Raw genomic sequence first — 15,534 nt, 5'->3', positions numbered from 1 at the left:
GAGACGTGATGTAGATCCCCCTCCATGACCTCCGCCCGCCCTGCCTTGCTTCCAGGTCTGCTCTGCCTCCTGGTGCTGCTGCCCACCGTGGCCCCGGCCCAGGCTCCCCGGCCCCGTGCCCGCGCGAGTGACCTGGGCATCTCCTTCGGGGGCGCTCCGGGCGCGCTCAATGCCATCACCGACGTGAAGGGGGTGGAGGTAGGCCATACGACGCTCCACTCCGGTGGGGACGCACCCGGTGCGCCGAAGGTCCGGACCGGTGTCACCGCCGTGCTGCCCCGGGGCCGGGACGCGGTGGCGCAGCCCGTGTTCGCGGCGACCTACGCCCTCAACGGCAGCGGCGAGATGACCGGAACGCACTGGGTCAAGGAGTCGGGCCTGCTCTCCGGCCCCGTGATGATCAGCAACACGCACGCCGTGGGCGCCGTGCATGAAGGCGTGATTGCCTGGGCGCAGAAGCGGAACCTGACCTGGGAGCTGGGGCTGCCCGTGGTGGCGGAGACCTGGGACGGTCTATTGAACGACATTGGCGGCTTCCACGTGCGGCCCACCCACGCGATGCAAGCCATTGACGCCGCGCGCCCGGGCCCCGTGGCGGAGGGCTCCGTGGGCGGCGGGACGGGAATGGTCTGCCACGGATTCAAGGGTGGGATTGGCACGTCCTCGCGCAGGCTTCCGGCGGAGCAGGGGGGCTACACGCTCGGCGTCCTGGTGCAGTGCAACTACGGCAGCCGGCGGCTGCTCTCCGTCGCCGGGGTCCCCGTGGGCGAGGAGATTCCCGACCTGCGCTCCTGCTACACGGGCGCCCAGCCTCCGAAGGGACCCTTCTTCCTCCAGATGAAGCCCTGCTCAACGCCCGGCGTCATCAAACCCACGCATCCGGAAGGGATGGGCTCCATCATCGTGGTGGTGGCCACGGACGCGCCGCTCCTGCCGCACCAGCTGGACCGCGTCGCCCGGCGGGTGCCGCTCGCGATCGCGAAGATGGGAGGCCTGGGCGAGGACTTCTCCGGGGACATCTTCCTCGCGTTCTCCACCCAGCCCACGGAGGCGGTGAACGGAGCCCCCTCCGCCCAGGTCGCCATGCTGGAGAACGTACGGCTCAATCCGCTCTTCGAGGCCACGGTGCAGGCCACCCAGGAGGCCATCCTGAACGCGATGCTCGTCTCCGACACGATGACCGGGAACCAGGACGCGCGGGTGTATGGCCTGCCCCATGACCGACTGGTGAAGGCTTTGCGCAAGGCCGGAAGGCTGCCCCCGGTGTCGAAGCCGAAGCCCGTGAAATGAACGCCGTGTATCGTTCAGCACCCTGGACCTACAGGAGCAGCTCCCGTGTTCACCCTGGACCTCAAGAAGTTCTCCCTGAAGTTCGAGCTCGTGACGGTGGGCGATCTGGACGACGTGCTCCAGCCCTACCTGGACGTCACCCCGCGTGCCGATGATCTGTTCGCGTCGTTCCGGCTGGCCATCCAGGCCGCCGTGGCCATCGACCAGAACAAGCACGGCGGGGCGGACAGGGGCCTGATCCAGGCGGCCTGGAACCGGATCAACACCTGGGCGGGCGTGGACGCCCCCAAGGATACCGCCGACCATCCGTTGCCGGGCTTCGGGGTGAAGACGCTGAAGGCGCCCAAGAAGGCCGTGCCCACCACGGCCCCGAAGAAGACCTATGACGTCCGGCTGAAGCAGGCCGTGGAGGAGTGGATCACCACCATGAAGAAGGTGTGCCTGGCCAGTGGGGCCGATGTGACGTCCATCGACTGGACCACGGCTGGGGAGAACCTCCTGGCCCTCACGGACTGGCGCGATGAGGACGGCTTCGTCACCCACGCTCTTGAAGAGGTGGGCCGCGTCGACAGCTCAAGGGTCTCCAAGGCCCTCACGCAGTTGAGGCAGGGGCCGGGACTGTCGAACCTGCTCAAGAAGATCGCGATGGAAGTAGAGCCCGGCAAGGAGCAGATCGCGTCCGGAAACGTCTACGGTGCGTTCAGCGAGGTGGTGGACCTGTTCTTCTCGCTGGTGCGGTCCGTGGACCTGCCCTCTTCACGCATCTCGGCTCCCAGCAAGAACAAGGTCTTCACCTTGGACAAGGTCCCGCTGGGCGGGCGGATTGACGTGGGGGCGCTCAAGGAACAGGACGTCGACCGGACGGAGATCCTCGAAGGCATCAAGTACTACGTCGAGGTCAAAGCCGACGTGCATACCGCCGTGCAGAAGCACAGTCCCGGGCAGCAGAAGGACTCCGGCGAGACGGTCCAGTTCAGGCGGGTGACCGACACCGAGGTCTCGGACGACGAGAAGTTCGGGACCGCGCAGCAGCTCCTGCGCATCCTGGCAGTGGTCAAGCACCGGGAGGGAAAGGTCTCCACCAAGCCGTCTGCCCTCGACATCATGGAGCGGCGGCCCGCGGTCTCCATCCTGAAGTCAGCGGCCTGGCTGGAGCTGTTCACCTCGGGGACCGCGCGGGTCTACGTGAGGCTCGGCTTCCACCTGTTCATGGGCGACGTGCGCTTCACCCCCCAGGAAATGGACAAGGTCGCCACCCTCGTGAACCAGGGCATGATTCCCTGGTGTGAGAAGGAGGCCTCCAGGAGCTGGAGTGCCCTGGCCTACAGGGAGATCAGCCACTACCGGAAGCTCTTCTTCAAGACGTTCGAGACGAAGTTCCCACCGCCCGGGGATTGGAAGCAGAAGCTGGTGCTCCCCGAGGAGGGCCTCGTCCAGGAAGGGCTTGAGGAGCTGTGGGGCCTGGTCATCTCCTGACCTTGCAACGCACGCTCACCCCTTCAGGAACGTGCCGTGAAAGCCCAGCGGCAGCGCGCGGGGCAGGGTGGCCATCGCCACGGGCCCGTCGTCGAGGTGCTCCGCGTCAAAGGCCGCCAGGCGCGTCTGGCCCCGCGTGCAGTCCAGCGACGTGCCCAGCAGCCAGCCCTGGCCCTCCCGCGGCCCCGAGGGCACGAAGAGGTGCTCCTCGGCGATGATGCCCGCGCCGTAGTCGAAGCGCTGCACCTTGCCGTGCTCCACGTCGATGCGCGCGATGACGCCGCCGTGCGGGAGGGGGGTGTCCTCCTCCTCGAGCGTGACGAAGTGCGTGCTCCCGCGCCGGCCCGGGACGCGCGGGTCCACGACCGGGAACTCCGCGCTGTAGGGGCTGCGGATGATGCGACCCTCTCCCGTGCCCAGGGGAATCTCCAGCTGTGCCAGCCGTGCCGGTGGATGGCCATTCCCCCGGCCCTGGCTGTCCTGCTCCAGCGTCTGGTGCATGAAGTGCGAGTCCTCGTACCAGCAGGCATACGCGCGCAGCCGGTCTCCGTCCTCCCACGCGTGGCCGAAGTGGAAGACGAAGCCCGCCGGCAGCTCCCGTCGAACCACGCGCGTCAGGTCCGCCTTGTCCACCACGAACACCGTCGTGCCCAGCTCCGGCTGCCAGGCCTCCTTGTCGAACCACGTCACGCCGCGCTTGCCGTCCCACAGCAGCGGCGCGAGCACCACGATGAGGTGGCGCTCCGTCTGCACGAAGGCGTGGGCATAGCCGGGGATGGGCATGGGATGGGAGGCGAACTGGAGCATCCGTCCGTCAGCGCTGAAGTGGTACAGCAGCATCAGGCCCTGATCGCCCGCGTACGGCGCGATGCCGAAGTTCCAGTAGCTGCCGTCGCGTTCGGGCAGCGGGTGCGCGGAGAAGGGGACGCCGGTCAGCTCCGGGGACCAGTCCTTCGTGCCGAGCGTCTCCAGCGTCGCGGGGTCCAGCCGGTACGCGGAGCCCGCCTCCCAGAGCGCGAGCAGCTCGCCGCCCACCATGAGCACCGACGTGTTGGACGTGTTGTAGGCGTCGTTGCCGCGCGCGGGCAGCTCCGGGGTGCCCAGCGCGTAGTGGCCCAGGCGCTCCTCGTGCTGGAACTTGAAGGTCGACACGAAGCGCCCGTGGTGCGTGACACCGCGCGGTGAGACGCGGAGCGCCTGCACCATGCCGTCGCCGTCGAACCAGTGACGCACGCGCTGGCCCGCGCGCTCCAGGCGGGCGGGGCCATTGCGGTACAGCGTGCCGTGCAGCGCGTCCGGGAACCTGCCGCGCACGCGCGCCTCCACGGGCGCCAGCGTGTCCGCCGTCACGGACCGCCAGCCCAGGGCCCAGTCGGGGGCGGCGGTCGGCGCGGCGGCGGGACGCGGCCCCGAGGCGCAGCCAGCGAGCAGCGCGGCGCCCATTCCCTGCAACAGTGTGCGGCGGTCCATGGCGTGAATCCTCAGAACACCGTGAGGGTGAGCGTCGTGCCGTCGGCGGCCAGCGTGAACCTCGCGTCGGCGAAGCTGGGCCTTCCGCGCGCGCCCACGTTGTTGCTGAAGCCGTAACCCTCCTTGGGGATGCCGATGAAGTTGGTGTCGAGCTTGTGGTTGTCATTGGCGTCGTGGAACAGGCTCACCGCGTAGACTCCGGGCGCGAGGTCCGGGATGGTGACGGTCAGCGTCGAGTCCTTCACCTCCACGTTGCGCACGGCCACGGGCTTGCCCTTGTCGCCGAACGACGCCGCGTCGGCATGGACGGCGATGAGGACGTGGCCGGTCTTCTTCGTCAGGCCCTGGATGTCCAGGGTGAGCGTGGCGGCGTGGGCGTTGGCGGCCAGCAGCAGGGCGGCGGCGATCAGGCGCTTCATGGGAATGCCTCGGGGTACGGCGGGTGGATGCGAGGCAATATGAAGGGCCCCGCCAGGGCACACATGTGCCTGAAGTCACATGTGGACGCTTTTCGCTCCGGCGTGGGATCCTCCCCGTGTGATCGAGATCGAGACCATCGAGGCCTTCGAGCAGCACCTGCGCGCGGGAGCGCACCTCGCCAACGTCGTCATCCAGGGGTTGGACCTGCGCCGGCACACCGCCGCGCTGGCCACCGCCGAGCTGGCGGGCACCGTCTTCCTGGGGTGTGAGCTGGAGATGGAGGCCCTGAGCACGGCGCTCGCGCATGGGGCGCTGGTGTTCCCGCCCATCTCCGGGCTGCCGTATCATCCCTATCGCGGCAGCCTCTACTCACCGGAGGAGCTGTACGCCGGCTTCGACCCGGCGCGGCCGGAGACGTACGCCGACACGCTGGACGCGCGCGTCTACGCGCACTGGGCCCTCCATGGGCGGGGCAGCCCACCCACGCTGCTGGAGATGCTGTCGCAGCGGCTGCATGACCATGCCGTCACGGACGCGATGGAGGAGCTGCTCCACGCGGGCGGCGGGACGCGCAAGGTGGTGGCCATCATGGGCGGGCACTCCATGAAGCGCGGCCAGCCGGACTACCGCGCGGTGGCGGCGCTCGCGCGCGAGCTGACGCAGCGGGGCTTCTTCATGGTCAGCGGCGGGGGGCCGGGCGCCATGGAGGCCACCCACGTGGGCGCCTGGTTCGCCCGGCGCACCGAGGCGGAGCTGGACGCGGGGCTCGCGCTCCTCGCGACGGCCCCCAGCTACACGGACCGCGAGTGGCTCGCGCGGGCCTTCGACGTGCGGGGCGCGTTCCCGCTCCGGGACGGAGACCGGCCGTACTGCGACAGCCTGGGCATCCCCACGTGGCACTACGGGCACGAGCCGCCCAACCCGTTCGCGACCCACATCGCCAAGTACTTCGCCAACAGCGTGCGCGAGGACGGCCTGCTCACCATCGCGCGCGGCGGCATCGTCTATGCGCCGGGCAGCGCGGGCACCATCCAGGAGGTCTTCCAGGACGCGTGCCAGAACCACTACAGCTCCGTGGGCGTCATCAGCCCGATGATCTTCCTGGGCACGGAGTTCTGGACGCGCACGCGCCCCGTGTACCCGCTGCTGGCGCAGCTCGCCCAGGGCCAGGAGTACGCCCGCTACCTGCGGCTGACGGACTCGCAAGAGGAGGTCATCCAGGCGCTGGTGGACTACGACGCCTCGCGACCCCTGAACCGGTGAAAGCGTGACTTCTGCGGGAACCCAACGGAGCAACGCGGGGAAGTCCGGCAACTGAAACATGGAAGTGCACCGGACCGGTGGTTGCACGGTGGCTTGGTGGGGCATGCGGGGAGGGGATTCGTTACGGTCAGCCGTCCCGGAGACTGCCTTCTCCGGGCGGCCTGGAGCCTTCGATCCCGTATGGCAGCCCAAGACCTTGCTGGTGATGGCGACGCGGTGTGGGCCTTCGTGAAGCGAGAGGTGTGGCGGTTCCTTCAGTGGAACTCGCTGCCCGCGTTCATCGCCGCGTATCTGGTGTCGGTGGCCATGGGGCTGGGCGGGACGCAGGCGACGCAGCGGGTGTTCGCTGTATTGCCGCCCATCATCCTCGTGTTCGGCGCGGGCCTCCCCGTGCTGTCGCTGTGGTGGGTGGGCCGGCACGCCCTGGCGCGCAATCCCGGGGACGCCCCCGGTCAGCGCCTGGAGCGGCTCCTGCGCCTGCCGTGGCGCGCGGGCGCCGCCACCGCGGCCGGGGCCTGGGTGCTGGGAGGCTTCACCTTCAGCTTCATCGTCGCCTCGCTGCACGACAAGGATGCCTTCCAGGTGGCGATGGGCTGCACCGTGGCGGCGTGCTTCGGGCTGCTGCTGGCCCTGCCGTTCGCGCTCACCCTGGAGCAGCGCCTGTTGCCCCAGGTGTTGGAGGAGCAGCAGCGCTTCCCCGACGTGGTCGCCCAGGGCAGCGGCCCCTTCTGGCCCCGGCAGCGCTGGTTCCTGCCGTTGACGTCGGTGACGGCGATGGTGCTGACGCTGCTGCTGAGCGGCGGGATGCTGGTGGTGAAGGTGCGCGTGGCCCGGGCGATGCTGGAGGAGCACCTGCGGTCGCTGGGCGCGCTGGACGCGGTGGGCCATCTGGACGCGCTGGGCCACGAGCTGCTGCGCGAGTTCGCCTTCGCGCTGGCGTGGATCTGCGCGGTGATGCTGATCATCCCCGCCCTCACGCTGTGGATGATGGCGAAGCGGCAGGCGAAGGGGGCCGGCGCGGTGCGCGAGGCCATCGAGTCACTGGCCGCCGGGCGCGCCATGGCGCCCGCGTGGGTGTCCACGGACGAGCTGGGGGACCTGGCGTCGGGCATGCGCTCCGTGCTGCTCAAGCTGTCGGAGCTGCCGCGGACGCTGCACACCGCCGCCAGCCGGCTGGGCGAGGCGGGCCTCCAGCTGGGCCGCGTGCAGGAGGAGCAGCAGGGGAGTCTGTCGAAGCAGGCCCTGGCGCTCCAGGAGGCCCGCTCCACGTCCGATGAGATCCAGCAGACGTCCCGGCTCGCCGCGGACCGCGCGGAGGCCGTCCTCCAGGTGGCGCAGCGCGCGGAGTCGCTGGGCCTCCAGGGCGAGCGCTCCGTGGAAGGAAGCCTGGAGGGACTGGTGGCCATCCAGAAGGCCATGGACGGCATCCAGGCGCGCCTGTCCGCCCTGACGCAGAGCGCGTCGCGCATCGGGGACATCACCGCGTCGGTGAAGGACCTGGCGGATCAATCCAACGTGCTCGCGCTCAACGCGGCCATCGAGGCGGCGCGCGCCGGTGACGTGGGCCGAGGCTTCTCCGTGGTGGCGCGGGAGATGCGGGGGCTGGCCAACCAGTCCGTCCAGGCGACCGACCGCATCCGCACCGTGCTGGAGGACCTGCGCCAGGGCATCCGGGACGCGTCCCGGATGGGTGAACAGGGCGGACAGCAGGTCGCCAGCGGCCTGGAGGGGATGCGCACGTCGGGGGCGTCCCTGCGCGACCTGCTGGCCATGTCGCGCGAGAGCGCCGGAGCGGCCCGGGAGATCGCCGCCGCCGTCACGCAGCAGAACGCGGGCTTCACCCAGGTCTTCACCGCCGTCACCGACCTGTCGCGCATCATGCAGGAGACGCTGAAGCGCGCGGAGACCACCCGGGGCGCCACCGAGACGCTGCAGGGCGTGTCGCGCGAGGTGGACGCGCTGGCGCGGCAGTTCCAGGCCGGCTGAGTCGGGGGGCTTGAGCCCCCTTCACGGGTCGAAGCGGAAGGGGGTCTCGCTGACGGAGGCCCGCGCCGCGAACGCGCGACAGAAGCGGGTCAGCTCGGAGTAGGGGGCCGTGGGCAGGACCTCCCGGAACTCCAGATGCGCCACGAGGCAGAAGAGCGAGACCTCCAGGAAGCTCAGGTCGCGCTGCGGCGGGAGTGCGGCGAGGAAGGCCCCCGCGTTCTCTTCCAGCCACGCCATCATGTTGACCAGCGCGGTGCGCATCTTCGCCTGGTGCGCGGTGACTTCGCCGCCGCCCACCTTGGCCATGACCAGCGACACCTCCGTCGCCATGGCCTGGAGGACGAGTTCCTGTGCATTGGCCAGCACCGGGACGGCCAGGTCCTCCGGCCAGACCACGCGGGGCTTGAGGGGCGACTGACGCCACAGCTCACGACAGACATTGAGCGCGCCGAACCAGACACCTCCGGGCGTCCGCATGCTGGGGATCCGGAGCGCGGGGTTGCCGCCGTAGTCCTCCGCGTTGGAGGACATCAAGTCTCTCACCACCTGGAAGGTGGTGTCGACGCGCAGCTCCGCGGCGAAGATCCGCGTGATGCGGGTGAAGTGCGAGCTGGAGCGGCCGATGATGACAGGCGGGGTGGGTCCTTCGAGCGCGGCGGTCATCCGTATTCCTCCAAGGCGAGGACGCATCATCGCCGATGTCACCAGTCCTCCCCAGTTCGTGAACTACGCGGGAGGGGACTTCCACCTGGCGTCCGGCTCGCCGGCGATCAACGCGGGCTCCCCGACCTTCGCGCCCCCCATCGACCTGGATGGCAATGCGCGCCCTTCCGGCGCCGCGGATGACATCGGCGCGTACGAATACGGCGCTTCTGCTTCGGGCCAGACGCTCACGTTCTGGGAGAAGGACAGCGAGGCCGGCACCACCTCCGGCTATTGGTACAAGCAGGCGCTCGTGGACGGCGTGGTCGTGTGGGAGAGCGACGTCACGGCGGACGGTACCGCCTGGCAGTCGCATTCGGTGGCGATCAACCCCGCGGGTTCGAGCTTCGATCTGCAGTTCCGGTTGATCAGCAAGGCGGGCGTGTCGAACTACCCGATCTCCTTCAACGTGGACGATGTCGCGATCAACGGCGCGGTCATCGCGAACGCAGGCTTCGAGTCCACGACGGGATGGACCTATGCCGAGAACAAGGCGGCCTTCACGGGCGCCTATGACACCGCGTTCCATGGGGGCGCGAAGTCGTACAAGCTGTCCTATCCGGGCGCGACGACGTCGGCTGCGGGGGATGCCAGCACGGTGACCCAGACGCTGGCGAACTAACCGGAGCCGCCACGCTCAGAACTTGAAGTTCCAGCCGGCAAGATGCGCCAGGTCGCGGGCGCCGCTGAAGGCGACGCGGTCCGGCGTGGGCTGGGCGTGCGCGGGGGCGGGCACCTCAATCGCGATCCGTTTGACCCCGGGAGTCTTGTCGAGGCCGGTACACCAGCCTTGCCAGCGCTCGCCGTTCAGACGATCGCGGAAGGGGGTGCCCGCCAGCTGGTCGGCCGTGGGCGGGGTGGGGGACAGCAGGTCGAGGTACTCCACCCGGCCCCGCACGATGCCCCGTTCATCGGTCCGCACCTCGTGGCAGTAGGCGGCGCCCCAGAGGTCTTCGCGGTAGCGGATGGCATACACGCTGCCCGGAGTCGGCGGGCCGGCGATGGACTGGGGCCGGGGGCTGGCCGGGCTGGCGGTCTTGCGGCGCCCCACGGGCTTTGTCGGCGGCGGCACGGGCTCCTCCTCGGGTCGCGCCAGATGGCCGAAGAGCGCGTCCACGTGCGCTTCGTGAAGGCCATGTCCCGCCGTCCACCACGCCAGCGGTGCCGGCACTTCGACCCGCGTCGTCGGACGGCGGTCGCGTTCAATCGCCGGAGTGAACCGGGTCCGCATGCCCGGGTGCTCCGGCGTCTCCAGGATGCCGATGAACGCGAGCGCTTCCAGCACCGTCTCGGGGCGCGAGGGGTGGTCGGCGCGCAGCAGCCCGGCCTTCTGGAGCGCGGTTCGCGCCTGGCTGTAGCGCGCCTTGGGGGGAAGGGCGCGCAGCAGGTCGAGCACGCGGTGGAACACCCAGACATCCCGCGGCGTGGGTCGGGGCCAGGTCGCGGTCGGGCTGGCGGAAGCGGCGGCCAGGGCGAGTGCACCCACGGCGGGGTGGGTGTCCCCCCAGCCGGAGCCGCTCAGCTGGCGGAAGTACGCGACCTGCGTGGTGTCGATGGCGTCCGCCTTGAAGAAGCAGACCCGGCAGCTGCCGCCGCCCATGGGCTCTTCGGCGTGGGCCGGCATGGCGCGCCCGAGCGCGGCGGCGGGCAGCACGGTCAACCAGGCGGGATCGGCTGACACCATCGAGGCCACGAACGCATCCGCCGCCCGGCGCAGATCGACCGCCGCGGCGGCCTGACGCAGCCGGTCAATGGTCTCGTCATGCCCCCATTGGGCGAAGACATTGGGCTGCAACCCGGCGGCGCTCAGCTGCTGATGCTCCGCCTCGGTGAAGGTGGAGGGGATCCGGTGGCAGTAGCGGCCCTCCGCATCGAAGTGGCTGTTGCGGGCGTCGTAGATACGGGCCAGCAGGGGCATCACGGCGGGGTCGGGGTGGGTCATCGCGAGGGCTCTTCTCCCGGTCTTCGCGCCCTTGGCCCGGGGCACGCAACAAAGAACGCCCCCCGTCCGACAATGTAGGCAAGTCCCCCTCTGCCTCACTCGGTCCCCCCCCGAGGTCCCTTCATGGTTCAGGTTCAGCGCCCTTCCAGCCTCACGTCGCCCACCCCGACGCGGGTCGCTCCGGAAGCCTCCAGCAGGCCCCAGCAGTCGAAGGGCTCCAACGCCCTGAGGGCGCGCGACAGCTTCACCCCGGCCGCTCCGGCGGGCACCCAGCGGGGCCAGACGCCCTCGCAGGTGAACAGCCTGCGCCTGCCCATCCCCTGGTTGGGCAAGGGAGAGGCGGACAAGATCGGCTGGATGCAGAAGGCGTATCCGCCGGCCCGGGACGCCACGGCGGAGTTCCAGAAGCTCAACGGGGCGGTGCGCACGGGCAAGAACGTGCTGCCTGCCGAGGCCAAGGACTGCGTGTTCCTGGCGGTGGGCGGGCTCTTCACGGAGGCGGCGCCCAAGCAGCTGTACATGGACAAGAACCTGGACGCGCTGGAGGCCCAGGGGCTCCAGGTGGGCCGGGTGCCCGTGGACTCGGACATGGGCGTGGAGCACAACGCGGCCATCGTCCGTCAGGCGGTGCTCGAGGCCTCCAAGAACGGCAAGCAGGTGGTGCTCATCGGCCACAGCAAGGGCGGCCTGGACTCCGCGGCGGCCCTGGCGATGTACCCGGAGCTGAAGGACCACGTGCGCGCCCTGGTGACACTCCAGTCGCCGTACGGCGGCTCGCCCATGGCGCAGGACCTGCTGGACAACCCGCTGGTGCGCTACGGCGTGGGCAGCGCCATCGAGGCGCTGGGCGGCAGCCTGCAGGGCGGTGAGGCCCTGACCTACGACTCGCGCAAGAAGTTCCTGGCCGAGCACCCGATGCCCACGGGCATCCCCACCGTGTGCATGGCCTCCACCACCGCCAACCCCACCTCGCCGCTGTTCGCGACCGAGGAGTACATGTATCAGCGCTACGGCGTGAAGTCAGACGGCCTGGTGCTCCCGCAGGACGCGTTCATCCCCGGCTCCAAGTCCGTCACCCTGCAGGGGCTGGATCACATGGATGCGACCGGGCACTCGCTGAACCTGTTCAAGCCCTACCAGCCCGAGGACCTGACCCTCTCGCTGGTGGCGATGGCCTTGAACATGCCCAAGGGCCACTGAGCCGGGGCTCGGGGCCGCCCCTCCCGCGACGGGGAGGAGCGCTCATCCCCGACTGTCAATTGCGCGGCGCGCCGCCGGTGTTGAGGTTCGGGTCGACATATCCATCGGCGAGCGCGACGCCCCCATTGACGAGTTCGTACAGGGGCGTGAGGTCCGCGGGGGATGCACCCTGCAGGGCGTCGTTCCCGAAGAAGGGCCTCCACGACGCGTGGATCAGGACGTTGGCGAGTGTCTGGATGCCTTCCTTGCTCGCATCCGTGGCGCCTTCCGTGGTGACTCCGAAGTGTTCACCCAGCCAGTTGAACACCTTGTCCACACTGACCTCGCCCGCGCTGCCGTCCTTGATCTTCGAATACATGCCAGACACGGCGGGGTTGGCCTCGATGGCGGTCTCCACGAGGCTGCCCAGCACGGTCACGATGGCCTTCTTGCGCGCCTCCTCGCTGTCGAGGCTCGCCATCGCGCTCTGCGACCCCACGCCAAGCGCGCCGAGCACGAACCCCAGGTCGCGTGCCAGGAGGTTGCCACGGGCCTTCATGAACTCCACATCGCCCTTGCCCTCGACGAGGGTGTCCACGATGCCGACCCTGTCCCCGGTCCCCAGGTACTGCTTCACGGCCTCCATCACGATGTCCCGGCCGGCCTCGCCGCGGAAGGCCACATGGTCGAAGAACTTCGCCAGCGCCTTGCCCTCGATGTCCATGAGGGGTTCCTTGCTGTCGGCGGACGCGTTGATGATGCCCGCGGTATCCTTCTCGAACATGTGGGCCAGTGCGAGATGGGTCTCCGCGCTGTCGCCAAAGAACGGGCTGTCCACGGCCAGGGAGACCTTCTGGAACGTTTCGATGCGCAGCTCCCTGGCGGCCTGCTGCTGCCCGGTGGGGAAGCGGCTGGGGTCGAGGTTTGCCACGTCCTCCAGGAACCCGTTCACCCCCGCCTGCACGTCCTGTTGGAAGAAGACGCCGGTGTTCTTCAACTCCGGCGCGGCCCCGGCCCCCTCCGGCGCGGTGCCGAGCGCGGTCAGGAAGCCGGAGCGCTCCGCCTGCGGGAGGGCGAGCAGGGTGTCCAACCCGTTCGTCGCGCTCGGGGTCATCGACCCCAGGGTCCACGCCACGGCGCGGGCCTCTTCGGGGGAGAGCGACGTTGCGTCGGCCTTGTACGCTTCGAGGTAGCCGTTGGCGAAGCTGCTCTTGAGCGCGTCGTTGCCGGAGTTCGCCACGAGCCACGCCGCGGTGGTGACGCCGGGGCCCTTGCAGAACTGTTCGTTGTTCTTCAGGCGATCCAGCGCCCCCGCGACCTCGGCCTGACCGGGAGCGCCGGCGGGCAGCGCGGAGAGGTCGCCCACCATCTTCGCGAGGCCCTGCATCTGGGCCAGGGCCGCGTCCCGGCCCACGGTGTCCGGGCTGCCAGCGGCTTCAACGCCGGTGGCCAGGGCCGCGCCGAGCATCTCCGGCCCCAGGGCCTTCACGAGCTTGCCCTGGTCCGCGACCGGGAAGGCCTCGGTGGCGGCCGTCAGGACGGTCCGGGCGATGTCCGGGCCGTCGCTCGGCATGGCGCTCACGTGGCCCATCAGCTCCGCGACGCGGTCCGGCCCCAGCGCGGTCATCAGCTCGCGGCGGAAGGCGACGTCCTCGGGGCTGTTGCTGCCGTGCTCCTTGAGCGCGCTGGCCAGGCCGATGGGCTGGGAGGCCGGCTGGTACGCGTTGATGTCATCGAGGGCCGCCTGGACCTGCGGTGAGACCGTGGTAGCGGCCTGGCCGGGAGGGGCCGTGGTCACCACCGGCACGGTCGGGTTCGGGGTGAGGACGGGACCACCCCCGCCCGGGGCGCTGGTGCCGCCGGCCGGGGTCCCCGTCGGAAGGGGCTGGTAGGGGGTGGGGGTACCACCGAACAGGCTCTGGGCCTGGCGCGACCGAGTGTCGGGCGTGAAGCCGTCCTGGGTCAGCCGCCGTTGGGCGAGGTTCGGTCCCGCCTGGGGCGGGGGAGCCGCCTGGGAAACGGCGGGCTTGTTCTCTTGAACCGGACGGGACTGCACGGGACCGCGGAACTGGATTCTCATGAAACACTCCCCCTCTGCATGCGCCAATCACGTTGGAGACCTGGGTCTACCAACGTGTCCGGGGGGCCTGGGGTTAAGCGCGATTAAATGCGGTTAACCTCCGAGCGGGCCGCTATGGCGAGGGGGGCACGTCCAGGGCCGCCGCGACGATGCGCGAGGTGATGGAGGGCGGCTCCTTCCCCATGGCGAGCGTGTTGACGGAATAGACGATGCGTCGGCGCAGGTCCCGCGTGGCGCCGATCCCGTTGTTGTAGCCGTGCCGGTCGCCGCTCTTGCCCCACACCGTGAACCCGTTGAACTGGATGCGGTTGAGCCCCGCGCTGTAGGTGGCGCGGCCGCCATCCACGGAGGGCAGGTCCGGGACGGTGAACATCTCCTCCAGCTGCGCGCGCGGCACCAGTCGGCCCTGGAAGAGCGCGACGAGGAAGCGATCCAGGTCGGCAGTGGTGGAGATCATCTCTCCCGCGGCCCAGGGGACGGACTGGCTGGCGTCGGTGACGTCCACCAGGCACAGCGCGCCGTAGGTGGTGGCGGTGGACGGGCAGCCCGTGCGCTCCGGTTCGACGGACTCATAGCCCCGGGTATGCGGTCCCGGAATCGTTACCTCGTGGCCGGGCACGAAGGTGTCGCGCAGGTGCAGCGGGCGGAGGATGCGCTCCCGCACCGCGTCCCCGTAGGGACGGCCCGTCACCTGTTCGATGAGCAGCCCGGCGACGATGTAGCCGACGTTTCCGTAGTCCTGCGCGTCGCCGGGCTTGAACTGCGGGCCGGACGGAAGCGCCAGCGAGAGCAGCTCCCGGGGGCTGTAGCGCCGGAACCGGTTCTCGAAGAACCACTCGGGGTCCTTCTGCGGCACCGGGATGCCGGGCAGGCCGTGTGTGTGATTGAGCAGCTGCCGCACGGTGATGGGCGCGTAGACACCTGCGGGGAGGAGGCGCGGCAGGTAGTCCTGGACGGGCCGGTCCAGGTCCACCCGGCGCTCGGCGGCGAGCTGGAGCACGACCGTTGCCGTGAAGGTCTTGGTGATGCTGCCGATGCGGAAGCGTGCGTCCGTGCGCACCGGGGCTCCGGTCTGGATGTCGGCGACTCCGGAGGTGCCCAGCCACCGCCCGTCCGCGCCGCTGATCCGCACCTGGGCGCCCGTCACCTTCGCATCCGGGATGCCCGCGATGGCCTGGCGCAGGGCCTCGCGATTGAGCGGAGGCAGACGGGGACCCGCCTCCAGTCCCAGCGCGCCCGCCTCCAGTTCGCTGATCTCCAGGGTGGTGTCGCCAGGGGACTCGGGGCCACACGCGGGGGCCATGACGCTCGTGAGCAGCGCCATGCCCAGCCGCAGTCCGCGGTTCAGGACAGCCATGTTCCATCTCCAGGGTGATGAGGGCCGGTGGTGCCGGACGGCAGGTGGAACACCGACGGCTTCCGGCAGTGTCACCCGGAGATTGAGAGAGGGCTTGAGGCCGCTACCTTCCCTTCACGGCCTGTCCACCTTCGCCTCGAATGAGGCCAGGTCCGCGCCGCGACTTGAGTCCAGACGAAGCCCGCGCCGGAGCGGAGCACGCCTCCGGCTTCCTGGGGTCGGCCCGAAATGTTTTTGATCAACGGGCGGGGGCCCGGCGTCATACCCGGACCTTCACCTCTCGGAACGATGACGCGCTCCAGTCCCTTCTTCCTCGCCCTCGCGCTTGGTGCCGCCCCCGTCCAGGCGGCTGGCCTCCCACAGCCCACC

Annotated in this window: 12 protein-coding genes; 6 read left to right on the top strand and 6 right to left on the bottom strand. The window is 69.9% G+C overall.

Annotated elements, in window-relative coordinates:
* Window positions 1-24: 24 nt before the first annotated feature.
* Together D7X12_RS15170 and D7X12_RS15165 are read left to right on the top strand one after the other, a co-directional pair.
* A complete protein-coding gene (locus tag D7X12_RS15170; protein ID WP_120625989.1) occupies window positions 25-1,290 on the top strand; it encodes a DmpA family aminopeptidase in 1,266 nt (421 codons plus the stop codon).
* A 45-nt stretch (window positions 1,291-1,335) separates the two neighbouring features.
* Entirely contained in the window at window positions 1,336-2,766 is a 1,431-nt protein-coding gene (locus D7X12_RS15165) for a hypothetical protein (protein ID WP_120625988.1), read from the top strand.
* Window positions 2,767-2,781: 15 nt separating this feature from the next.
* On the opposite strand, the gene D7X12_RS15160 is transcribed toward D7X12_RS15165, so the two are convergent.
* Window positions 2,782-4,236 carry a carotenoid oxygenase family protein gene (locus D7X12_RS15160; RefSeq protein ID WP_120625987.1) on the bottom strand — a complete coding sequence of 485 codons (1,455 nt, stop codon included), beginning with the start codon at window positions 4,234-4,236 and terminating at the stop codon, window positions 2,782-2,784.
* Between the two features lie 11 nt (window positions 4,237-4,247).
* Complete coding sequence (locus tag D7X12_RS15155) at window positions 4,248-4,655, bottom strand: DUF2141 domain-containing protein (RefSeq protein ID WP_120625986.1); 408 nt, start codon at window positions 4,653-4,655, stop codon at window positions 4,248-4,250.
* A gap of 118 nt (window positions 4,656-4,773) precedes the next feature.
* Here D7X12_RS15155 and D7X12_RS15150 point away from each other — a divergent pair, with 118 nt between their 5' ends.
* Window positions 4,774-5,919 carry an LOG family protein gene (locus D7X12_RS15150; protein WP_120625999.1) on the top strand — a complete coding sequence of 382 codons (1,146 nt, stop codon included), beginning with the start codon at window positions 4,774-4,776 and terminating at the stop codon, window positions 5,917-5,919.
* 180 nt (window positions 5,920-6,099) lie between these two features.
* The gene (locus tag D7X12_RS15145) at window positions 6,100-7,905 is read left to right on the top strand and encodes a methyl-accepting chemotaxis protein (RefSeq protein WP_147443667.1); all 1,806 of its coding nucleotides are present in this window, start codon (window positions 6,100-6,102) and stop codon (window positions 7,903-7,905) included.
* Between the two features lie 21 nt (window positions 7,906-7,926).
* Here the strand turns inward: D7X12_RS15145 and D7X12_RS15140 are convergent, their stop codons facing one another.
* Entirely contained in the window at window positions 7,927-8,568 is a 642-nt protein-coding gene (locus D7X12_RS15140; protein WP_120625984.1) for a glutathione S-transferase N-terminal domain-containing protein, read from the bottom strand.
* Here D7X12_RS15140 and D7X12_RS15135 point away from each other — a divergent pair.
* Window positions 8,543-9,229 (top strand): choice-of-anchor Q domain-containing protein, encoded by a 687-nt coding sequence (locus tag D7X12_RS15135; RefSeq protein WP_147443666.1) that lies wholly within the window; start codon window positions 8,543-8,545, stop codon window positions 9,227-9,229. The two genes, D7X12_RS15140 and D7X12_RS15135, sit on opposite strands and share 26 nt — an antisense overlap.
* A gap of 15 nt (window positions 9,230-9,244) precedes the next feature.
* Here the strand turns inward: D7X12_RS15135 and D7X12_RS15130 are convergent, their stop codons facing one another.
* Window positions 9,245-10,549, bottom strand: coding sequence for a hypothetical protein (locus D7X12_RS15130; protein WP_120625982.1), 1,305 nt, complete (start codon window positions 10,547-10,549; stop codon window positions 9,245-9,247).
* 123 nt (window positions 10,550-10,672) lie between these two features.
* Between D7X12_RS15130 and D7X12_RS15125 the strand changes: the two genes are divergently transcribed.
* Window positions 10,673-11,749: a lipase family alpha/beta hydrolase gene (locus tag D7X12_RS15125; protein ID WP_120625981.1), complete on the top strand. Its 1,077-nt coding sequence runs from the start codon at window positions 10,673-10,675 to the stop codon at window positions 11,747-11,749.
* 55 nt (window positions 11,750-11,804) lie between these two features.
* On the opposite strand, the gene D7X12_RS15120 is transcribed toward D7X12_RS15125, so the two are convergent.
* Together D7X12_RS15120 and D7X12_RS15115 are read right to left on the bottom strand one after the other, a co-directional pair.
* Window positions 11,805-13,808: a hypothetical protein gene (locus D7X12_RS15120; protein ID WP_120625980.1), complete on the bottom strand. Its 2,004-nt coding sequence runs from the start codon at window positions 13,806-13,808 to the stop codon at window positions 11,805-11,807.
* Window positions 13,809-13,920: 112 nt separating this feature from the next.
* Window positions 13,921-15,165: a serine hydrolase domain-containing protein gene (locus tag D7X12_RS15115; RefSeq protein ID WP_120625979.1), complete on the bottom strand. Its 1,245-nt coding sequence runs from the start codon at window positions 15,163-15,165 to the stop codon at window positions 13,921-13,923.
* Between the last annotated feature and the right edge of the window lie 369 nt (window positions 15,166-15,534).

Source organism: Corallococcus sicarius, from assembly GCF_003611735.1.
In the GTDB taxonomy this organism is placed as follows: Bacteria; Myxococcota; Myxococcia; order Myxococcales; family Myxococcaceae; genus Corallococcus; species Corallococcus sicarius.
Note: the sequence above shows the minus strand (reverse complement) of the source record. Positions and strands in the feature narration are given on the sequence as shown.